Genomic DNA, 20,303 nt, shown 5'->3' on the forward strand with positions numbered 1-20,303 from the left:
TTTCTCTGGAATTGGAGTCTACGGCGGGTTTCCGACGACTCCGATCCCTCAAGGCTCACGAGAACCGAATGATGAGGACCGCCGGAATGACTAATAGATAATATGCGGGGGCGCTCTTGGAACCACGTTCGCAAAGTCTCGGAAAGCTTGTGGCGCGATGGCAACAGATGCAACGGCCGGCCCGGCATCAACGCTGATTCGCAAAGCGGGAGTGGGGAAGTTGCCGGGGCGAAGACCCGAGCTGGCATCCCCGGCCTTGCAGCCGCTATCGCAATCCCTGTCGCGAAGAGTGAGGGAACGGCTGAGATCGACGGTCTGCAATCTCTCCAGGCGGCTGGTCTTGGAAAGGGTCTTGATGCCGGATGGTGCCTGAAAACCGATCATGACGAGCAGGCTTGCGACCATGATGCCGATCAACACTTGCGGATGGCGCCTTGAACGGCGGCATTTCTCCATCCATAACAAGTTGGCATCTCCTTGATCGTAAAGGTCTCTTTAAAGCATCACCGCTCAGCGAATATCCCGTTGATTTGTTTTAGGGGAAGCTGCACGCGCTTGTCCAGCGCACAGGCCGGAAAAACCGCCCGCGATGGCCGATTCCTTTTCGTTTTTGCCCGTTTGCGGCAAAGTGAGGGCGGCAATGGCTAAAAGCTTTTACAAATTTTACCGTTTGACGCTGGAGCTGATGTTTCTTAACTTTCAAGCAAGGAATTAACCATAAAGATTGATGGTATTTCCACGGCGGAATGGGGTTCTCTCCCCTTCCAGGCATGACGCCGCACTGCCGTACCGGTGCCGATCCGGTATTTTCGTTTCTTGGTTCAAGAAGGTCAGGCAGGCGTCGATGCCGCATCGTCCGCGATGGGTATGTTCGTTCAAAAATCCCCTTTAGGGTACTGGCGTTCTGAACCTTGGCCAATTGGCCGGGTTTTACCGGCCGTCATGTTGTTGGGGACGTCGGTTGGGGCAGGACTTGCCATCAGATCAAGCGCGCAGATCGGCAGGTGCAAGCCTGGCGGGACGGCTTCGCTTTGCCGGCCTCGACGAGACGCAATCCGATTTCCTGCGCAATTATCGCGGTATGCTCGAGCCTTACGTCAAGGCCGGCCTGCGCGACGTGATGAACCGTTTCCAGTCGATGCCCGACTGTTCACCGTCCTTCGAAAGCGAAAACCAGCTTGATCGCCTGCACGACCTGCAATCCTCGCACTGGAGTGTGCTGACGGATGCGCGTTTCGATGCGCTTTATGCCGAGCGGGTGAAGGTTCTTTCCGACAATGCCGGCCGCATGGGTCTCGATCCCCGCTGGCAGATCGCCAGCCACGCCATCGTTCTGGAGCATCTGCTCGGTGGGCTGGTGGCCGAACACGCGCCGCGCTCCATTCTGCCCGGCAGCCGCAAGAAGAACCGTGAACTGGCCGAGGCCGTGAAGAACATCGTTCGTCTGGTGATGGTCGATACCGAGATTGCCGTCTCGCTGCGTTTCAACGAATTGCGCCTGCGCCACGGCCGTGAACTGGCGGAACAGCGCGACAATGACCGTTCGCAAGCAGCGACACTGCTGGGTGCGGCGCTGACGGCCTTTGCCGCCGGCGATCTTAAGGCGCGTATCGGCGGCGATCTGCCGGAAGCCTATCGCGATGTTGCCGCCTCCTTTAACGCGGCACTTGAAACGATCGGCGCATCGCTGACATCCGCGCAGCAGGGTATCGGCGACGCCGAGACGCTCAGCGCCCGTTTCGCCGATATCGGTCGCTCCATCGCAGAACGTTCCGGCCAGCAGGCAGAAGCGCTTGCCGAGACCTCCCGTGCGCTTCAGGCGATGATCGGGAACATGGCCGAAAACGGCACCCGCATATCGGCGACGGAAACGGCGGTTTCCCGCGCCCGCGACGCGGCTGTCGAAAGCGGCAAGGCCATCGGCGAGGCGATCGACGCCATGTCTGACATTGAGCAGTCCGCCGAGCACATCGGCAGGATCATCGGTACGATCGACGAGATTGCTTTCCAGACCAACCTTCTCGCCCTCAATGCCGGCATCGAGGCGGCGCGCGCGGGTGAAAGCGGTCGCGGTTTCGCCGTCGTCGCACAGGAAGTCCGGGCGCTCGCCCAGCGTTCCGCCGACGCCGCAAGGGAAATCAAGAGCCTTGTCGGCACCACCAAGACGCAGGTCGAGGGCGGTGTTCGCATGGTGAACCGCACGCAGGAAGCAATCGGCGGCGTCGTCCGGCAGGTGGCCGGTATCAACGACATGATCGCCGAAGTCTCCCGGCATACGTCTGCACAGGCTGATGACCTGAAAACGGTTGCCGCCGATATCAGCGAACAGCAGCGGCAGGCCGGCCAGATCGCAAACGAGATCGGCGAAGGCTCTTCCGAGGCTGACGCGCTACACACTGTCATTCTGCAACTCGGTCGCACCATTCGCGAGTTCCGCATTGCCCGTCAGGGCCAGGCGGCGGCAATGGCCGTGGCGGACCGCCAGGACACATCATTTATGGCCCGTGCGGATAACCGCACGGATTACGGCCAGGATTACCAACAATTCAGACGCCAGGGAGTCATGTAATGGCAGCCAGAAAAGCAGCTGAGGCGACGCTGAAACTGTCACCGGTGCTGGATCTCAACGAAGCATCGGCGCTGCACGGCAAGCTGATGACGCTGAGAGGAGCACCGTTGTCGGTCGATGCGTCCGAGGTGGAGCGCATTGGTGCGCTTTGTGTCCAGGTCCTGATGGCCGGCGCGAAATCCTGGGAAGAGGACGGCAAGCCCTTCGGTTTTGCCAGGGTGTCCGATGCATTCGACAAGACCATGAAACTGATAGGCGTCGATATTGACCATTTGCTCCCCAAGGAGATGCAAAAGTGAAGAAAAAAGTTCTCACCGTGGATGATTCCCGGACGATCAGGAACATGCTCCTGGTCACGCTCAACAATGCCGGTTTCGAGACCATTCAGGCCGAAGATGGCGTTGAAGGCCTCGAGGTGCTGGAACAGAGCAACCCCGATGTCATCGTGACTGACATCAACATGCCCCGTCTTGATGGTTTCGGCTTTATCGAGGGCGTGCGCCGCAACGAGAAATACCGGGCTATCCCGATCCTCGTTCTGACGACCGAAAGCGATGCAGAAAAAAAGAACCGCGCCCGCCAGGCGGGTGCGACCGGCTGGATCGTCAAGCCGTTCGACCCTGCAAAACTCATCGATGCCATTGAACGCGTAACCGCCTGATACGGGACATTTCACGATGGATATGAACGAAATCAAGGAAATCTTTTTCCAGGAATGCGAGGAGCAGCTCGCTGAACTGGAATCGGGGCTTCTTAAATTGAATGACGGCGACCGTGATCCGGAAACCGTCAACGCCGTTTTCCGTGCCGTTCATTCCATCAAGGGCGGGGCCGGTGCCTTCGGTCTGGATGATCTCGTGGCCTTCGCCCACGTTTTTGAAACGACCCTCGACTGCGTTCGCTCCAACAAGCTGGAGCCCACACAGGATGTTCTGAAAGTCATGTTGCGCTCCGCCGACGTGCTGGCGGACCTGACCAATGCGGCGAGAGACGGCGGCAGCGTCGATGAAAGCCGCACCCGTGGCCTCGTCAAGGAACTGGAAGCGCTGGCAAACGGCGAAACCGTACAGGCCTCTGCGCCGGCGGCAGCGCCAGCAGCCATCAAGGCGCCGGCAGCCGCTGCGCCCAAGCCGACGGACGAGAGCGGTTTCCAGCCGGTGCTGTTCTCCTTCTCGGACTTTGCCGACGACACGACACCGCTGATGGAAGCACCGACCTTCCAGATCACCTTCAAGCCGCATGCATCGCTTTATTCAAAGGGCAACGAGGCAGCGCTTCTCCTGCGTGATCTCTCGCGTATCGGCGAGATGAGCATCAATTGCGACCTGTCGGAACTGCCCACGCTCGACAAGCTCGATCCTGAAGCATCTTATCTCTCCTGGACGGTTTCGATCACCACCGACAAGGGTGAAGAGGGTATCCGCAGCGTCTTCGAATTCGCCGAATGGGATTGCGATCTCGAAATCACGCCGGTTATTTCGGATGCCGCTGCGGAAGAGGAAGAACTTCCGATGATCCCGGTTCCGTTCGATCTCTCGGCGCTTGATGGCGGACCGGAAGCGGACACTGCCGTCGAAGCAGCTATGGTGGAAGAGCCTTTTGTTGCCGCAGCCGTTGAAGCGGCCGTCGCCACGACGCAGATCGCCCAGAGCGTCAATGCCGCCATCGAAAAGCGTGAGGCGGCGGCAGCGCCGGCCGCAGCACAGGCGAATGCCAATGCGGCCGCCAATGCAAGCGCCGGCCAGACCATCCGCGTCGATCTCGATCGCGTCGACCGCCTCATCAACCTCGTTGGCGAACTCGTCATCAATCAGGCGATGCTGTCGCAGAGCGTCATCGAGAACGATGCGAGCGGCACCTCTGCCGTCAATATGGGTCTGGACGAGCTGCAGCAGCTGACGCGCGAAATCCAGGACAGCGTGATGGCCATCCGTGCGCAGCCGGTAAAGCCAGTCTTCCAGCGCATGTCGCGTATCGTCCGCGAAGTCGCAGACATGATCGGCAAGCAGATCCGCCTCGTCACCGAAGGTGAAAACACCGAAGTCGACAAGACGGTTATCGACAAGCTGGCCGAGCCCCTGACCCACATGATCCGCAATGCCGTTGACCACGGCATTGAAACGCCGGAAAAACGCGAAGCGGCCGGCAAGAACCCTGAAGGCACCATCAAGCTTTCGGCGAAGCATCGTTCGGGCCGTATCCTGATCGAACTGCAGGACGACGGCGCCGGCATCAACCGCGAGCGCGTTCGACAGAAAGCGATCGACAATGATCTCATTGCCGCTGATGCGAACCTGACCGACGAAGAGATCGACAATCTGATCTTCGCGCCGGGCTTCTCCACGGCGGACAAGATTTCCGACATTTCCGGCCGCGGCGTTGGCATGGATGTGGTCAAGCGTTCCATTCAGGCGCTTGGTGGCCGCATCAGCATCTCCTCGCGCCCCGGTCATGGTTCGACCTTCACCATGAGCCTGCCGCTGACGCTCGCCGTCCTCGACGGCATGGTGGTGACGGTGGCCGGACAGACGCTCGTCGTGCCCTTGACTGCGATCGTCGAAACCCTGCAGCCGGAAGCGAAGAATATCCACTCCTTCGGTTCCAACCAGCGGCTGATCTCCATCCGCAATTCCTTCTGCCCGCTGGTCGATGTCGGACGTGTTCTGAACTTCCGCCCGACCCAGGCCGATCCGGTCGAAGGCGTGGCGCTTCTGGTGGAATCGGAAGGCGGCGGCCAGCGCGCCCTGATGGTCGATGCGATCCAGGGCCAGCGTCAGGTCGTCATCAAGTCGTTGGAAGCCAACTATACCCATGTTCCGGGCATTGCCGCCGCCACCATTCTCGGTGACGGGCGCGTTGCGCTCATTCTGGATGTCGATGCCATCGTCAGCGCTTCGCGCGGACAGCCCCTGAAGCAGGAAATGTCGCTTGCGGCGACAGGTTGAAAGCGGATCGTTCATGGCAGCACTTAATCTCAGCGACCAGCGCCAGTCTCCGGACGACGTTCTTGCCAGCGGTGAATATCCGCTGACGAGACGCGATCTGTCGGAGATCGCTGCGATGATCTATGCGGATGCGGGTATCTATCTCAACGACACCAAGGCGTCGCTGGTCTATTCCCGTCTGTCGAAGCATATCCGCAATCTCGGCCTTTCCGGTTTCCGCGAATATTGCACGCTGGTCTCCTCAACCGAGGGCGCGCCGGCACGGCGGGAAATGCTGTCGCATCTGACGACGAATTTCACGCGCTTCTTCCGCGAGAACCACCATTTCGAACATCTGCGCGACGAGGTCCTGCCGGGCCTCATCACAAGGGCCAAGAGCGGCGGGCGTGTCCGCATCTGGTCGGCGGCCTGTTCCGACGGGCAGGAACCCTATTCGATCGCGCTTACCGTGCTCGCCATGTTCCCGAATGCGGCGGATTACGATTTCAAGATTCTGGCGACGGACATCGATCCCAAGATTTTGGCGCAGGCCCGCGCTGGCGTCTATGATGACAATGCGCTCGAAACCGTCTCCCCCGCCATGCGCAAGCAATGGTTCACGGAGGTCGATGCCGGCGGTCGCCGCAAATTCCGCATCGACGACAAGGTCAAGCGCCTCATCACCTTCAACGAATTGAACCTGATGACGCAATGGCCCTTCAAGGGCAATTTCGACGTGATCTTCTGCCGTAACGTCGTCATTTATTTCGACGAGCCGACACAGACGCGCATCTGGTCGCGTTTCGCCGGCCTGCTGCCGGAAGGTGGTCATCTCTATATCGGCCATTCCGAACGCGTCTCCGGTGATGCCAAGAACCTGTTCGACAATACCGGCATCACCACCTACCGCTACATTGGACACGCATCCGGGAGGAAGGCATGAGCGCACTCGCACGGGTACTCGTCGTCGATGATAGTCCAACGATGCGCGGCCTGATTTCGGCTGTCCTCAAGGCAGATCCGGAAGTCGAGGTGGTTGGACAGGCCGGCAACGCCATGGAAGCGCGCGCCGCCATCAAGCAGCTCAACCCCGATGTCGTGACGCTCGACATCGAGATGCCGGAAATGAACGGCCTCGAATTTCTCGAAAAGATCATGCGTCTGCGGCCCATGCCGGTGATCATGGTCTCGTCGCTGACCCATCGCGGCGCGGACGCTTCGCTTGCGGCACTCGAAATCGGTGCCTTCGATTGCGTCGGCAAGCCGGCTCCGGGCGATGCGCGTCCCTTTGGCGATCTTGCCGACAAGGTGAAGGCCGCTGCCCGCTCCCAACACGCCGCCTATCGCACGGCTCGTCCGGAAAGCGCCGCGGCTGTGCAGCCTACGCCGGTCAGCGATTATCGCGCGGGCCGCAAAGTCGTGGCCATCGGTTCGTCCACGGGTGGTGTCGAGGCGCTGATCGCCGTGCTGCAGAAATTTCCGGCCAATTGCCCGCCAACTGTCATCACCCAGCACATGCCGCCGACCTTCACCCGGAGCTTCGCCGAACGGCTGAACCGGATTTGTGCGCCCGTCGTGGAAGAAGCCACCGATGGCGCACGCCTGCAGACCGGCAAGATCTATCTTGCGCCGGGCGGTGAACGCCACCTGCAGATCGCCAACCGGGCAGCACCCTGCTGCCGGCTTATCGAGCGCGATCCGGTTAACGGTCATCGTCCCTCCGTCGATGTGCTGTTTGATTCGGTCGCCGAGCTTGCCGGTCGCAACGCCGTCGGCGTCATTCTCACCGGCATGGGCCGCGATGGCGCGGCCGGACTGCTGAAAATGCGCCATGCCGGTGCGCGCACCGTCGGCCAGAATGAAAAAACATGTGTCGTCTACGGCATGCCCCGCGTGGCCTATGAGCTCGGTGCTGTCGAACAGCAATTGCCGCTGGCCTCCATCGGCGAAGAAATCCTGAAACTAACCACTGCCCGCAAAGAAGGTGCTGACTAATGTCTCTCGCAGAAAAGATCAAAGTTCTGATCGTTGACGATCAGGTGACCAGCCGGTTGCTCCTCAGCGATGCGCTGACACAGCTGGGCTTCAAGCAGATCACTGCCGCCGGCGATGGCGAGCAGGGATTGAAGATCATGGAGCAGCAGCCCCATCATCTCGTCATCTCCGACTTCAACATGCCGAAGATGGACGGTCTTGGTTTCCTGCACGCCGTACGGGCCAACCCGACCCTTAAAAAAGCGGCCTTCATCATCCTCACGGCGCAGGGCGACCGCGCGCTGGTGCAGAAGGCGGCGCAGCTCGGCGCGAACAACGTGCTGGCCAAGCCTTTCACCATCGACAAGATGCGCGCAGCCATCGAGGCGGTTTTCGGATCGCTGAAATGATTGAAGCTGCGGCCAAGCGCGTACATATCATTCAGGGCGAGTATAAGGTTGTCAACGATCCCGACGTGGTCATGACGACGATACTCGGTTCGTGCGTGGCCGCCTGTCTGAGAGATCCCGTTGCCGGCATTGGAGGCATGAACCACTTCCTGCTGCCGGGAACGGGCAATGTGACCGGCGGAGATGCAACGCGTTACGGCGTGCATCTCATGGAACTTCTGATCAACGGCCTTCTGAAGAAGGGCGCCCGCCGCGACCGGCTGGAGGCCAAGGTTTTCGGCGGCGCGAAGACGATCGCCAGCTTCTCGAATGTCGGTGAGCAGAATGCCATCTTCGCCATGCAGTTTCTGAAGGATGAAGGCATTCCGGTCATAAGCTCCTCCACGGGCGGAGAGCACGGCCGCAAGATCGAGTTCTGGCCGGTCTCGGGTCGCGCGCGTCAGCATCCGCTCAGCGGCGCGGAAACCCAGAAGACGGTCGCCATGGAAACGCGTCCGGTGCCGGCACCCAAGCCCGTCGCCAACGACATCGAATTTTTCTAGTCACGGAGTTTCCAATGCAGATTGCAGACCACGCCGGTACCGCTCCGTTCGAAGAAGCCCTGCCGGATGTTCTCATGCGCGTGGTGTCGGAGTTGCACGATGTCGCTTATCTCATAGAGCGCATCGAACCGCAGTTGCTGGAAGTGACCAGCGGTCAATTGTCGGGCGATGGCATCAAGCTGCTGCAGGGCATCGATCTCGCCGTTCAGAAGACCCGCGGTCTTGCCGAATTCATCGACACCATCACCGGTTCCATTCCCGGTGAATGGATCGTGGATGTCTCCACGGCGCTCAGCCTCGTCAAGCTTGCCGAAATGCAGAAGGCGCTGGGCGCTGCCTTCCGCCACGGCCATTCCCAGCCGCTGGACAAGGCTTCCGGCGACTTCGACCTGTTCTAGACCATATTCCAGTCGACGTTCCTTTCCTCGCTGAATGCGGAGAAAGGCAACGCTCGCGCAAGCTTCGTACCCTATTGTCATTACGGGGCCAAAAGGTCTCGGATTCTATGAATGACGGTGCGGAACAGAATGAATCTGTTAAATCAAATCCCTCAGGTCCTGAAGAATATCGCGGCGCTGGGTCAGACACGGCTGCTGATGCTGGGCGGCGTGGGCGTTTTGTCCATGGCCGTTATCCTTGCGGCAGCGCTCTACGTGAACCGTCCCGCTTACGAGACCCTTTATGTAGGGCTTGAAAAAAGCGACCTCAACAAGATCAGCATCGCGCTTGCCGAATCGGGGCTGGACTTTCAGGTCGGAACCGACGGTTCGAGCCTTCAGGTTCCCGTTGGACTGACCAGCAAGGCAAGGCTGCTTCTGGCCGAGCGCGGTCTACCTGATAGCGCCAATGCCGGTTACGAGCTTTTCGACAATGTCGGTTCTCTGGGCCTGACCTCCTTCATGCAGGAAGTGACGCGCGTTCGTGCCCTCGAGGGTGAGATCAGCCGCTCCATCCAGCAGATCGACGGGATTGCCGCCGCACGCGTCCATATCGTCATGCCTGACGTCGGCAATTTCCGCCGTGGCGAACAGAAACCCACCGCATCCGTCATGATCCGCGCCAGCGCCACCGCAGGTCGCAAGGCGTCCGCCTCCATCCGTCACCTCGTCGCCTCGGCCGTTCCCGGCCTCGAAGTCGATGACGTGACCCTGCTCGATTCCACCGGCCAGCTTCTGGCTTCCGGCGACGATGTCACCAACGCCGCAATGAACCGCTCGCTGACACTGGCGCAGAATGTCCAGCAGGAAATCACCACCAATATCGACAAGGCGCTGGCGCCTTTCCTCGGCATGGACAATTTCCGCTCGAGCGTGACCGCGCAGCTGAACACCGACAGCCGCCAGATCCAGGAGACCGTGTATGATCCGGAATCGCGCGTCGAGCGCTCTGTCCGCACGGTAAAGGAAGACCAGAAGTCCCAGGAAACGCAGCCGGATACCGCAGCGACCGTGGAACAGAACGTACCGCAGGCAGCCCCGCAGGGTGGCGGCGGTGGCCCGCAGTCCTCCGACCAGTCGGCCAAGAAGGAAGAGCAGACCAACTACGAGATCAACTCGAAAACGGTCGCTACCGTCAAGAACGGCTACACTGTCGAGAAGATTTCGGTCGCCGTGGTCGTCAACAAGGGTCGCATTGCCAAGATGGTCGGCGAGCCCGTCGATCAGGCCAAGATCGACGCCTATCTTGCCGAAATGCAGAAGATCGTGACGTCGGCGGCGGGCATCTCTTCCGATCGCGGTGATATCGTCACGCTGACGGCAATGGACTTCCTCGAAACGCAATTGCTCGACGAGGCCGCCAGCGGTCCGGGCGTCATGGAAGTGTTGAGCCGCAATTCGGCTGGCATCATCAACTCGCTCGCCTTCGTCGCTGTCGCCTTCCTCGTCATCTGGCTTGGTGTGCGTCCCCTGGTCCGCACGGTGGCCGGCAATGGTGCGGCCGCGGGTCAGCTCAGCCAGGAGACCGCCGGTCTCGAACTGCCGGATTTCTCTCCCGGCATGGATGCAGGTGCTGGTGGTCTCATGGAAGGTTTCGGAGCGGATTTCGGCTTCGACAGCACCGACGATCTTCTGGCGGGTGGCGACAGCGAAGGCACCTTCAACCGCCGGGTTCGCGAAGGACCGGAACGCAGGCTCTCCCGCATGGTGGAAATCAGCGAGGAAAGAGCAGCCAAGATCCTGCGCAAATGGGCAGTGGAAAAGGCAGCGTGATTTTGAAAAGGCCGGTTTTACCCCGGCCTTTTTCGCATTTTCGGGCTTTTTACTATCCTTGGTCGTCGGGCCGTGGCATTCTCGTTTCAGGACAGTGTTTACAAAAAATTCATCAACGATACAGTTTGCTGGGAATAGGCTGAGAATGCCGTTTATGAATTGGCCAGCTTTTCAGTATGTTTTTTTAGCAATAGACGAATGAGGAAATACGTGGAAAGGCTGTTGTCAGGTAATGGCAAATTCCGGTCGGTTCCATAAAATGAAGTGATTCGGTCTCCGGGGGCGTGCCATTCCATTTTGGTAAGCTTCTTGAATGGAATGATTCCATCCCGATGTATAATCTCCCGCTGGGAGCAAGAGGGCGTAGGCGATTGAAAGTCGATGTTGATATCCGCAGGCTGTCTGCCAAGCCTATGGAGGGCATGGGTAAGCCCTTGCCGCGCGATCAGCTTGCCAAGAACGTCGCAGCCACGGCCGCTGCCGGCAACGTTGCAGGCGCACTGGATTTGCTCGTAACCTACGCCGGCGCCTCGCATTATCTGCTGGCGCGGGATGATCTTCTCGAAGAAACCGGTCTGAAATTCATCGTCACATCCGACTGGCCTTTCGATCTGGTGCGCAGGCTCGGCATTGAGCTGACGAACAGCCAGAACAGATCGAGCGAAATGGAAAAATGCCTTTCGCTTCTGCGGCCGCGACTATTGTTTCTTCCCGATGATGTTTCTGTTCCCTACGGTATCGACCGGCAATATTCCGCACTGTCTTTCTGCGTGGGCCGCATCCGCCTTTCCCTTCTTCTGCTGTTTCCCGAACACGCCGTTCCTTCACCGGAGCGTCTGCGCGAAATCGCGCTGTTGACGGGTTATTGCGTCAGCTTCGGCATCGCCAGCGAAGCAAAGGCCGTGCGTGATATCGATCTTACCGAGCGCGAGCTCGAATGCCTGTTCTGGATTGCAGAGGGCAAGACAAGCGACGAAATTGCGATGATCCTTGGCATTTCGCGCAATACGATCAATAATTACATTACAAGCGTGATGCGTAAAACCGCGACGAAAACCCGCTCGGAGGCAATTGCCTACGCCGTGCGCAACAACCTCGTATAATGGTCGGACGGATGGTACAGACGAAAGACAATGAGGGTACAGGTCAGACGGGCATGTTTTACCGCAGCCCTGTCGCAACGAGCCGGTCGGATCTGTTTCCGAAGCTCGTCGCCATGCAGAAGCTGGTCGGCGCACGAAATTTCGTGGTGACGAAGGCTGCCGCTTCCGGTTTTCCCAACAAGAAGAAACTGACCTGCGAGCTGGAAAACTGGGGCATGAATGCCGCAGAACAGAGCACGCAGTTCATCCGCGCCGTTGGCGATATTCTTCTCGACCATATCGAGACGTCGCTGTTGCCGGTTATCTGGCGCAACAAGAATGCCGGCGGCTTTGCCGATCTTCCCGATGTTCCGGCGTTGCTACGCCGGATTGAAAACGACACGTTGCCCTATGCCGGGCTGGCCATGCCGGTGCGGCTCGGCACCATCGGCAATGGCTACATCGTTTTCTGCGGCACCAATCTCGTCCTCGACAACGAGGTCGTCATCGAGCAGCACATCAAATGCTGCGAGATCATGGTGGACATGCTGGCGCTCGACGAGCGCAAGGCGGCTCCCTCGGAAGCACTGAGCGAGAGGGAAATCGCCTGCCTGCAACTGGCGGGTGACGGCCGGATCAGTGAAGAGATCGCGGTCAAGCTCGGGCTTTCCGTGCACACGGTCAATGCCTATCTCGGTTCTGCGACGATCAAGCTTGATTCCGTCAACCGTATTCAGGCGATCGCCAAGGCCATCCGGCTCGGCTATATCCACTAATTGCGGACGGGGCTTTCCGTCCCGTCAAGCCACGCTGGCTCAGCCCTTGCAATTGCACCCCCAAAAAGGTGCCATCGGCACTTCGCGCTTTTTTAACAGTTGCCAACTAGAACTTTTATAAGTTTGGCTTTGGGGAACTGTTTCATGCACAACCGGCTCTTTAAGACCGTTGCGAGCAAGGTCGTCGCGCTGACAATCGGCTTGATCATGCTCAGTGTGGCCGCAGTTGGTTTTTCCACCTTCATGCGCCTGAAAGACAATATCATCACCACGGCGCTGCGCGATACCAACAGCGCGATGCGTAGCATGGCGATCCTTTACGAGATGAAGGTTGGTGGCGTCACCCTTGACATGGGCGATGGAGAGCTGAAGAGTGTCGGCCGCGCCAGCATCGGGACATTGCGCGACAACGACCTCGTCGACCGCACGGCAGCCGGCAACGGCGGCATCGCCACGGTTTTTGAAACCAAGGCCGGTGAATATGTCCGTATGACCACCAATCTGAAAAATGAAAAGGGCGAGCGTGCGGCGGGCACCAAGCTTGCCACCGATCATCCCGCTTTCGAAAAAGTCAGCAAGGGTGAAGCTTATTTCGGCCCTGCCACGCTTTTCGGTGTCAACTACATGACCGGTTACATGCCGGTTACCAACAAGACCGGCGCCACCGTCGGTATTCTCTTTGTCGGCGTTCCCATGGCCGTCTACGAAGCCCAGATATTCGGCCTGCGCGACCTGATGCTGATCTGCGGCGCGCTGGCCATGGTTGGCGTCGGGCTGCTCGCCTATTTCGTCATCAGGCGCACTCTGAAGCCGCTGGGCAAGCTGACCGATGCGGTAAAGTCTCTTTCAGACGGTAATCTCGACACGCCAATCCCCTATGCCACCAACACCAACGAATTCGGCAACATCGCCCGCGCGCTGGTGATCTTCCGCGAGAACGCGCTTGAGAAACTGGCCATCGAAGGACGAAGCGCCGATGAACGCTCCGTGGCGGAATCCGAACGCCACCGCAACGACGCTGAAAAGCAGGAGCTGGATAGCCAGATCGAATTTGCGGTGAGTGAGATCGCGTCCGGTCTCGGCAGGCTTTCGCGTGGCGATCTCAGCCGTACGATCGAGACACCTTTCACCGGCCGTCTAGACCGGCTGCGCACGGATTTCAACGGTTCCCTGCTCAACCTTCGCGATGCGCTGGGGCAGATCCGTGAGCGCACGCTGATCATCCAGCATAGCGGCTTTGAAATCGAGCAGTCGTCGGTTGACCTGTCGAAGCGCACCGAAAATCAGGCAGCCTCTCTGGAAGAGACCGCCGCCGCCGTCGAGGAAATCACCGCGACGGTCAGATCGTCGGCCGAGCGGGCACGGGAGGCCAATGAGGCCGTTCGCATTACCAAGCAGAGCGCCGATAGTTCCGGCTCGGTCGTCAGCAATGCCGTTGATGCCATGGGCCGCATCGAAGGCGCTTCCCGCAAGATCGAGCAGATCATCGAGGTCATCGACGATATCGCCTTCCAGACCAATCTCCTTGCGCTCAATGCCGGCATCGAGGCAGCGCGTGCGGGTGAGGCGGGCAAGGGTTTTGCCGTGGTGGCGCAGGAAGTGCGTGAACTGGCGCAACGTTCCGCCGATGCAGCCCGCGAAATCAAGCAGCTCATCAACCAGTCGACGCACGAAGTCAGCACCGGATCGAAGCTGGTGCAGGAGGCGGGCACGGTTCTTTCCGCCATCAGCCAGCAGATCGTCACCGTCAGCCAGCATGTCGAAACCATCGCAACGGCAACGCAGGACCAGTCTTCCGCGCTTCACAACGTCAACGGTTCCGTCAACCAGATGGACCAGATGACGCAGCAGAATGCAGCCCTTGCCGAACAGTCGAGTGCGGCGAGCCGGGTGCTCTCCGGCGAGGTGGAGGCCTTGCTCGATCTCGTCCAGCGTTTCCAGATGGAGCAGGGTTCGGCGGCGGGCAGGGATCGATTGAACCGGGCTGCCTGATATCCCCAATTTGCAAAATCAAAGACTCCCGGATCGCAAGGTCCGGGAGTTTTTTTATTCCGCCGCCGCCCGTGCCGTGCTGGATATCTGGTTGATATAGGCGCGCAGCGCCGCCGGTTTGACCGGCTTGTGCTGAACGGAAATCCCGTATTTTTCGGCATCGCTGCGCACCTCCGGGCTGCGATCCGCCGTCACCAGCAGGGCAGGGATCGTCTTGCCGTAGAAAGTCCGGATGAGGCGGATGGCGCTGATGCCGTCACCATCATCGAGATGGTAGTCTGCGATGATGACATCAGGCGCTGCCGTCAGTTTCAGGAAGGGTTCCTCCAGCGTCGCCACCGAACCTGCCGGCAGAACCTCACAGCCCCACCCCGTCAGCAACAGTGTCATGCCCTCGAGGATTTTCGGCTCATTGTCGATGCACAGGACCCGCACCCCCTGAAGCCGGTCGCTCGCCGCCGCATTGCTGACCGCGCCACCGGATTTGGCCGGCGCAACGCGGTCTGATTCACGCGGCAGATGAATGCGGAAGGTCGTACCCTTGCCGGGCGTCGATATCAGCTGCACGGGATGGTGCAGCATGCGCGACAGCCGGTCGACAATGGAAAGGCCGAGCCCGAGGCCGGATGCCGTTTTTGCGCCTTCGTCCAGCCGGGCGAATTCCTTGAAGACGGTGCGGAATTTGGATGCGGGAATACCGATGCCGGAATCCGTCACCTGAATGACGACTTCGCCGCCCCGGCGGCGGGCACCGACGACGACCTTGCCTTTCAGCGTATATTTGATGGCGTTCGAGACCAGATTTTGCACCAGCCGCCGCAGGAGATTGGGGTCGGAACGGACCGTGAGCGAGGTGGGCATGACTACGAGGTCGAGGTTCTTTTCCTGCGCCATGGGTGCGAAATCGGTTTCGATGCGTTTCAGCAACTCATTCAGCGGCACGGATGTCATGCGCGCTTTCATCGAGCCGGTGTCGAGACGGGAAATGTCGAGAACCGCGCCGAGAATGGTTTCGACCGATTCGAGCGCTGAATCGATATTGTGGACGAGGTCACTTTCCCCTGATGCGCCAAGCCGTTCGACAAGCGAGGAGGAATAGAGGCGCGCGGCATTGAGCGGCTGGAGAATGTCGTGACCGGCGGCGGCGAAGAACCGCGTCTTGCCGATATTCGCCTCGTCGGCGGATGCCCGTGCCTCCGCCAGTTCGCGGTTGACGCGGGTAAGCTCGACGGTTCGTTCCGCCACCCGCTGCTCCAGCGTCTCGTTGGCCTGTTTCAGCGCCTGATCGCTCGCTACGCGTTGCGTGATGTCGGTGAAGGTGGCGACGATGCCCTTGTCCGGCATGGTGTTGGAGCGCACTTCGATGATGCGTTCGCCGCCGGCCAGCACCAGCGAGAAGGGCAGGTCCATGGTGAGGAAACTGGTGATCAGCTCGTCCGTATCGCCTGCCGGCATGTCGCCACGCTCCTGCAGCATCGAGACGATATCCGTCAGCGGCACGCCCACCTGGCCGAATTGTTCCGGCAGATCCAGCAGGGTGCGGAAGCGCCGGTTCCAGATGGTCAGCTGCTGCGAGCTGTCGAAAACAGCGATGCCCTGGTCCATCTGCGCCAGCGCCGTTTGCAGCATGTCCTGATTATATTGCAGGGCTTCGCTCGCCTGATCGAGCAGCCAGGCCGTGTCTGCGCTGGTATCTTCCGCCTTCTGGAGAATGATGGAAAGCACAAGGCGGGCAGAGGAGGAGCCGATGGCGCTGCCCAGCAATTGTTCGGAAAAATGGATCAGCGCCATATCCGCCGGCTGGTCGTCATTGAGCTTCCGGCCCGCCGTTTTCTCATAGGTCGCCAGTGAACGCAGCATGCGCTCTTCGCCGAGATAACGGGCAATCGCGCTTTTGAGGTCACCGACGCTGACCCGGGTTTTCCAGCCGCGTGTGGCGAATTGCGATTTCGAGTGGCGCTTGACGAAAATGCCGGACTGGATGCGCTCCACCGGCCGCGGGTTGCGCGACAACGAGCCGAGCACGAAGGCCATGCTGTTGACGAGCAGGCTGAGGATGACGGCATTCACGAACGGATCGGCTTCCGGTCCGTTGAAGACGGTGCTGCCGGAAAACAGGAAGCCGAGAATATTCGCTGCGACCTCGGAATTGTCAGGCCCGCCGAAGCTCGGCAGAAACAGCAGATAGGCCCAGACGAAAAAACCTGAACTGAGGCCGGCAATTGCGCCGCGCGCATTGGCCCGCCGCCAGAACAGGCCGCCGAAAAGGGCAGGGGCCATCTGGGCGATGGCGGCAAATGCCAGGAAGCCGATGGAGGCAAGCCCTGTCGCGCTGTCGGCGGCGCGATAATAGAAGTAACCCAGCAGCATCACCGCGAAGATCGCCGTTCTGCGGATGTTGAGCAGTGTTTTGGCGAAATTGTCCCGGTGCGGCGAGCGATTCAACAGCTTCTGCCGCAGAAAGATCGGCATGACGATGTCGTTGGAAATCATGATCGACAGCGCCACCGAGGCGACGATAACCATTGCGGTCGCCGCCGAAAACCCGCCGATGAAGGTGATGAGGGATACGACCGGCATCTGATGCGTAAGCGGCAGTTGCAGCACATAGAGATCGGCGCTGCCGTTTGCGCCGAGCGTGAGAATGCCCGCGAGCGCGATCGGCAGCACGAAGATGTTGATGGCGATGAGATAGAGCGGCAGCAGGAAACCCGCCATGCGCAATTCTTCCGGCGTGCGGTTTTCCACCACGGTGACGTGGAACTGGCGCGGCAGAAGGATGATGGCGAAGCCGGACAGCAGGGTCATGACGATCCAGCGGCTGACGGGCGTGTGATAGGATATGGCCCGCATGGCCTGTTCATTCTCCGTGGCGAGCCGCCACAGATGCACAGGCCCGTCGAAAAGGACAAACAGCACGTAAAAGCCGACGGTACACATGGCGACCAGCTTGACCAGCGATTCCATCGAAATCGCCAGGATGAGCCCGTCCTGATGTTCTGTCGCATCGGTGTGGCGGGTGCCGAACATGACGGCGAAACCGGCCATGACGATGGTGACGACCAGCGGCAGATCGAGGAAATAGAGATTGCCGCTGCCGATGCCGTAGTCACCGGGATCGACCATCGTCGCCACCGAATTGGAAACGGCTTTCAACTGCAGGGCAATATAGGGAATGGCGCCGACAAGCGCGATGACGGCGACGATCATCGCCACGGTGGAGTTCTTGCCGTAACGGGCGGCGATGAAATCCGCAACCGATGTCAGCTTTTCCGTTTTGGCCAGCTCGACGATTCGGCGAATGATCGGCATGCCGATCGTGAAGGCAAGGATCGGCCCGGTATAAATGCCGAGGAACTCCAGCCCCTTGTCCGCGGCAAGCCCGACGCCGCCGAAATAGGTCCAGGAGGTGCAATAGATCGCCAGGCTCAGCGCATAAACGAACGGCCGCCCCTTCTTAGGGGCGTTTCTTTCCCGGCTGTTTCTATCCCCGAAGCTTGCAACCGCAAACAGCAGCAGGACATAAGCGAAGGCCGAACCGAATATGATCCACCCAGGAAGCACGCATCCTCCCCATGCAAGAATTCCCTGATATGAGCATAGGCGAATTCCATGCCGTTGAGAATGAGCGCGGTCTGATCATAAAGTTCAAGACGAGCGTGCAAAAAAGCTAACAAATGCAATCTTGACGAATTCCAAATGCGAAGGGGAACCTATATGGTTGAGCGTGTAGGGACAGTCACATAGCTTCAGCTTTCGAAGCAGGAGAGAGGGACAATCTGGATGCTAAACGAATTTAAAACCTTCATTGCCCGCGGCAATGTCATGGATCTGGCCGTCGGTGTCATCATCGGTGCGGCTTTCAGCAAGATCGTCGATTCCGTCGTCAACGATCTCATCATGCCGATCGTCGGCGCAATTTTCGGCGGCTTCGATTTCTCGAACTACTTCCTGCCGCTGAGTTCCGGCGTCACCGCCCCCTCGCTTGCCGCTGCCCGTGATCAGGGTGCCGTCTTTGCTTATGGCAACTTTCTGACCGTTCTCATCAACTTCCTCATCCTCGCCTGGATCATTTTCCTGATGGTCAAGGGCGTCAACAGGCTTCGTACCTCGGTGGAAACCAAGAAGGCCGAAGAAAAGACGGAAGCGGCGCCGCCGCCGGAAGATGTCAAGCTTCTCACCGAAATCCGCGATCTGCTCAAGACGCGCTGAGACCGACATTATCCCCGGCCTGGTTTTGCTGACCTGCGCGGACGGCTCACTTGCGCCGGGGATCGATCCATAAAGAAAATCCATGTTCGCCTCACGGAATATCATGCATATGGCCGGTTCGATGCGATAAGAAGGCACCAAACGGAGTGTCTTTAATGTCCATTTTGAACAGTCTGAGTGCACGCTCTCTGGCGGCTCCCGAGAGCGGCATCGTCGAGGTTGTGAATTATGCCCGGGGACGGGATAATCTCCTGCCGCTCTGGGTCGGCGAAGGCGATCTGCCGAGCCCGGACTTCATCAATCAGGCTGCGATTGATGGGCTGAACAATGGCGAAACCTTCTACACCTGGCAGCGTGGCATTCCCGAACTGCGCCAGGCACTCAGCCGCTATTACGAACGGCATTTTGCGGCATCGCTGCCGCCGGAGCATTTTTACGTCACCGGTTCCGGCATGCAGGCGATTGTGCTTGCCGTGCAGGCGCTGACTTCGCCGGGCGACGAGATGGTGTATCTTTCACCCACCTGGCCCAATATCGTCGCCGCGATCGGCGTGGCGGGCGCAAAGGCGGTTCCGGTCGGTATCGATTTCCGTGACGGTCGCTGGGACCTCGATATCGGCAAGCTGGAAAGCGCCATCACCGGCAAGACCAGGGCGCTTTTCATCAACACGCCTTCCAACCCGACCGGTTGGACCGCGACGCGCGACAATCTTCGCGATGTTCTGGCACTTGCCCGCAAACACGATCTCTGGATCGTCGCGGACGAGATTTACGCGCTCTATCACTATGCCGGCACCCGCGCGCCTTCGTTCCTCGACATCATGGAGTCGGACGACAAGATCATCTTCGCCAATTCCTTCTCGAAGAACTGGTCGATGACCGGCTGGCGTGTCGGCTGGCTTGCAGCGCCGCCGGCCATTGGCCAAGTCATCGAAAACCTCATTCAATATTCCACATCGGGCGTCGCGCAGTTCATGCAGCGTGGCGCAGTCGCAGCCCTCGATCAGGGTGACGGCTTCATCCGCGAAAACTACGAACGTGCCCTGGCGTCCCGCGATATTCTCTGCGATGCGCTGATTGCAACGAACCGGGTTGAAACGCTGAAGCCGGATGGCGCTCTTTACTCCTTCCTCAAGATAGACGGTGTCACGGATAGCCGCGCCACGGCGCTGGATATCGTCGATAAAACCGGTGTAGGCCTTGCACCCGGCACGGCATTCGGCCCGGGGGGCGAGCTGTTTCTGCGCGCCTGTTTCCTGCGCAACCCCAGGCAGATAGAAGATGCAGCCGATCGGCTGGCGTCTTACATCCTCGGCAGGTAGGTCTCGGTCTTCCCTGCAATGTTTGCCTGTCGCGTTGGTACATCCCCGCGACAGGTGCATTTGCTCAAAAAATCACAGTGAAGCTCCAAAACTACAACCCCACGGCGTAACCATCGACGTGCGGGCTTTTCTGTGCTATGCGCTTTCTGTTCCTTTTATGAGAACATTTTCATCTAATAAATAAAAAGCACTTCATTGCGCTAACCAATCGTAAGCCACCTTTTCAGAGGGCTGAGGGCTGGGTCGCGTATTTGCTGTGCAAGTAATCAATGATGAAGAATTATTGGCTT

17 protein-coding genes are annotated in these 20,303 nt (G+C 59.3%); 15 read left to right on the forward strand and 2 right to left on the reverse strand.

What is annotated here, in order from left to right; all coding sequences use genetic code 11:
- Window positions 1-90: 90 nt before the first annotated feature.
- On the reverse strand, window positions 91-456 hold the full coding sequence (locus PL640_RS02060) for a hypothetical protein (RefSeq protein ID WP_271361434.1): 366 nt from the start codon (window positions 454-456) through the stop codon (window positions 91-93).
- 517 nt (window positions 457-973) lie between these two features.
- On the opposite strand from PL640_RS02060, the gene PL640_RS02065 reads away from it, so the two are divergent.
- From PL640_RS02065 to PL640_RS02125, 13 genes are all read left to right on the forward strand, one after another.
- On the forward strand, window positions 974-2,569 hold the full coding sequence (locus PL640_RS02065; protein ID WP_271360659.1) for a globin-coupled sensor protein: 1,596 nt from the start codon (window positions 974-976) through the stop codon (window positions 2,567-2,569).
- The gene (locus PL640_RS02070; protein ID WP_077985403.1) at window positions 2,569-2,868 is read left to right on the forward strand and encodes an STAS domain-containing protein; all 300 of its coding nucleotides are present in this window, start codon (window positions 2,569-2,571) and stop codon (window positions 2,866-2,868) included. Before PL640_RS02065 ends, PL640_RS02070 begins: the two co-directional genes overlap by 1 nt.
- The gene (gene cheY1, locus PL640_RS02075) at window positions 2,865-3,230 is read left to right on the forward strand and encodes a chemotaxis response regulator CheY1 (protein WP_004439870.1); all 366 of its coding nucleotides are present in this window, start codon (window positions 2,865-2,867) and stop codon (window positions 3,228-3,230) included. Before PL640_RS02070 ends, cheY1 begins: the two co-directional genes overlap by 4 nt.
- Window positions 3,231-3,246: 16 nt before the next feature.
- Window positions 3,247-5,514, forward strand: coding sequence for a chemotaxis protein CheA (locus PL640_RS02080; RefSeq protein ID WP_142841078.1), 2,268 nt, complete (start codon window positions 3,247-3,249; stop codon window positions 5,512-5,514).
- A gap of 13 nt (window positions 5,515-5,527) precedes the next feature.
- Entirely contained in the window at window positions 5,528-6,436 is a 909-nt protein-coding gene (cheR, locus tag PL640_RS02085) for a protein-glutamate O-methyltransferase CheR (RefSeq protein ID WP_271360660.1), read from the forward strand.
- Complete coding sequence (cheB, locus tag PL640_RS02090) at window positions 6,433-7,488, forward strand: protein-glutamate O-methylesterase CheB (RefSeq protein WP_142841081.1); 1,056 nt, start codon at window positions 6,433-6,435, stop codon at window positions 7,486-7,488. The genes cheR and cheB overlap by 4 nt, the downstream gene beginning before the upstream one ends.
- Window positions 7,488-7,877, forward strand: coding sequence for a chemotaxis response regulator CheY2 (gene cheY2 / locus PL640_RS02095; protein ID WP_003515008.1), 390 nt, complete (start codon window positions 7,488-7,490; stop codon window positions 7,875-7,877). Before cheB ends, cheY2 begins: the two co-directional genes overlap by 1 nt.
- Window positions 7,874-8,419: a chemoreceptor glutamine deamidase CheD gene (cheD, locus tag PL640_RS02100; protein ID WP_003493784.1), complete on the forward strand. Its 546-nt coding sequence runs from the start codon at window positions 7,874-7,876 to the stop codon at window positions 8,417-8,419. The genes cheY2 and cheD overlap by 4 nt, the downstream gene beginning before the upstream one ends.
- Before the next feature lie 14 nt (window positions 8,420-8,433).
- Window positions 8,434-8,817 (forward strand): chemotaxis protein CheT, encoded by a 384-nt coding sequence (gene cheT, locus PL640_RS02105; protein ID WP_052816944.1) that lies wholly within the window; start codon window positions 8,434-8,436, stop codon window positions 8,815-8,817.
- Between the two features lie 129 nt (window positions 8,818-8,946).
- The gene (gene fliF / locus PL640_RS02110) at window positions 8,947-10,629 is read left to right on the forward strand and encodes a flagellar basal-body MS-ring/collar protein FliF (RefSeq protein ID WP_161991319.1); all 1,683 of its coding nucleotides are present in this window, start codon (window positions 8,947-8,949) and stop codon (window positions 10,627-10,629) included.
- Between the two features lie 371 nt (window positions 10,630-11,000).
- The gene (gene visN / locus PL640_RS02115) at window positions 11,001-11,732 is read left to right on the forward strand and encodes a transcriptional regulator VisN (RefSeq protein ID WP_052760248.1); all 732 of its coding nucleotides are present in this window, start codon (window positions 11,001-11,003) and stop codon (window positions 11,730-11,732) included.
- Between the two features lie 53 nt (window positions 11,733-11,785).
- Window positions 11,786-12,487, forward strand: a complete 702-nt coding sequence (gene visR / locus PL640_RS02120) for a transcriptional regulator VisR (protein WP_046800731.1) — start codon at window positions 11,786-11,788, stop codon at window positions 12,485-12,487.
- A 144-nt stretch (window positions 12,488-12,631) separates the two neighbouring features.
- On the forward strand, window positions 12,632-14,479 hold the full coding sequence (locus PL640_RS02125) for a methyl-accepting chemotaxis protein (protein WP_142841085.1): 1,848 nt from the start codon (window positions 12,632-12,634) through the stop codon (window positions 14,477-14,479).
- A 54-nt stretch (window positions 14,480-14,533) separates the two neighbouring features.
- On the opposite strand, the gene PL640_RS02130 is transcribed toward PL640_RS02125, so the two are convergent.
- Window positions 14,534-18,043 (reverse strand): PAS domain-containing hybrid sensor histidine kinase/response regulator, encoded by a 3,510-nt coding sequence (locus tag PL640_RS02130; RefSeq protein WP_271360661.1) that lies wholly within the window; start codon window positions 18,041-18,043, stop codon window positions 14,534-14,536.
- Between the two features lie 219 nt (window positions 18,044-18,262).
- Here PL640_RS02130 and mscL point away from each other — a divergent pair, with 219 nt between their 5' ends.
- Window positions 18,263-18,691 carry a large conductance mechanosensitive channel protein MscL gene (mscL, locus tag PL640_RS02135; protein ID WP_271360662.1) on the forward strand — a complete coding sequence of 143 codons (429 nt, stop codon included), beginning with the start codon at window positions 18,263-18,265 and terminating at the stop codon, window positions 18,689-18,691.
- 155 nt (window positions 18,692-18,846) lie between these two features.
- A complete protein-coding gene (locus tag PL640_RS02140) occupies window positions 18,847-20,013 on the forward strand; it encodes a pyridoxal phosphate-dependent aminotransferase (RefSeq protein WP_271360663.1) in 1,167 nt (388 codons plus the stop codon).
- Window positions 20,014-20,303 lie beyond the last annotated feature (290 nt).

Origin of the sequence: Agrobacterium sp. ST15.16.024, from assembly GCF_027956545.1 — a bacterium.
Lineage (GTDB): Bacteria > Pseudomonadota > Alphaproteobacteria > Rhizobiales > Rhizobiaceae > Agrobacterium > Agrobacterium cucumeris.

Coding starts and splice junctions, on each gene's coding strand:
- PL640_RS02060 (WP_271361434.1), bottom strand. CDS start 456: ATGGAGAAATGCCGCCGTTCAAGGCGCCATCCGCAAGTGTTGATCGGC.
- PL640_RS02070 (WP_077985403.1), top strand. CDS start 2,569: ATGGCAGCCAGAAAAGCAGCTGAGGCGACGCTGAAACTGTCACCGGTG.
- PL640_RS02080 (WP_142841078.1), top strand. CDS start 3,247: ATGGATATGAACGAAATCAAGGAAATCTTTTTCCAGGAATGCGAGGAG.
- cheR (WP_271360660.1), top strand. CDS start 5,528: ATGGCAGCACTTAATCTCAGCGACCAGCGCCAGTCTCCGGACGACGTT.
- cheB (WP_142841081.1), top strand. CDS start 6,433: ATGAGCGCACTCGCACGGGTACTCGTCGTCGATGATAGTCCAACGATG.
- cheY2 (WP_003515008.1), top strand. CDS start 7,488: ATGTCTCTCGCAGAAAAGATCAAAGTTCTGATCGTTGACGATCAGGTG.
- cheD (WP_003493784.1), top strand. CDS start 7,874: ATGATTGAAGCTGCGGCCAAGCGCGTACATATCATTCAGGGCGAGTAT.
- cheT (WP_052816944.1), top strand. CDS start 8,434: ATGCAGATTGCAGACCACGCCGGTACCGCTCCGTTCGAAGAAGCCCTG.
- fliF (WP_161991319.1), top strand. CDS start 8,947: ATGAATCTGTTAAATCAAATCCCTCAGGTCCTGAAGAATATCGCGGCG.
- visR (WP_046800731.1), top strand. CDS start 11,786: ATGTTTTACCGCAGCCCTGTCGCAACGAGCCGGTCGGATCTGTTTCCG.
- PL640_RS02125 (WP_142841085.1), top strand. CDS start 12,632: ATGCACAACCGGCTCTTTAAGACCGTTGCGAGCAAGGTCGTCGCGCTG.
- mscL (WP_271360662.1), top strand. CDS start 18,263: ATGCTAAACGAATTTAAAACCTTCATTGCCCGCGGCAATGTCATGGAT.
- PL640_RS02140 (WP_271360663.1), top strand. CDS start 18,847: ATGTCCATTTTGAACAGTCTGAGTGCACGCTCTCTGGCGGCTCCCGAG.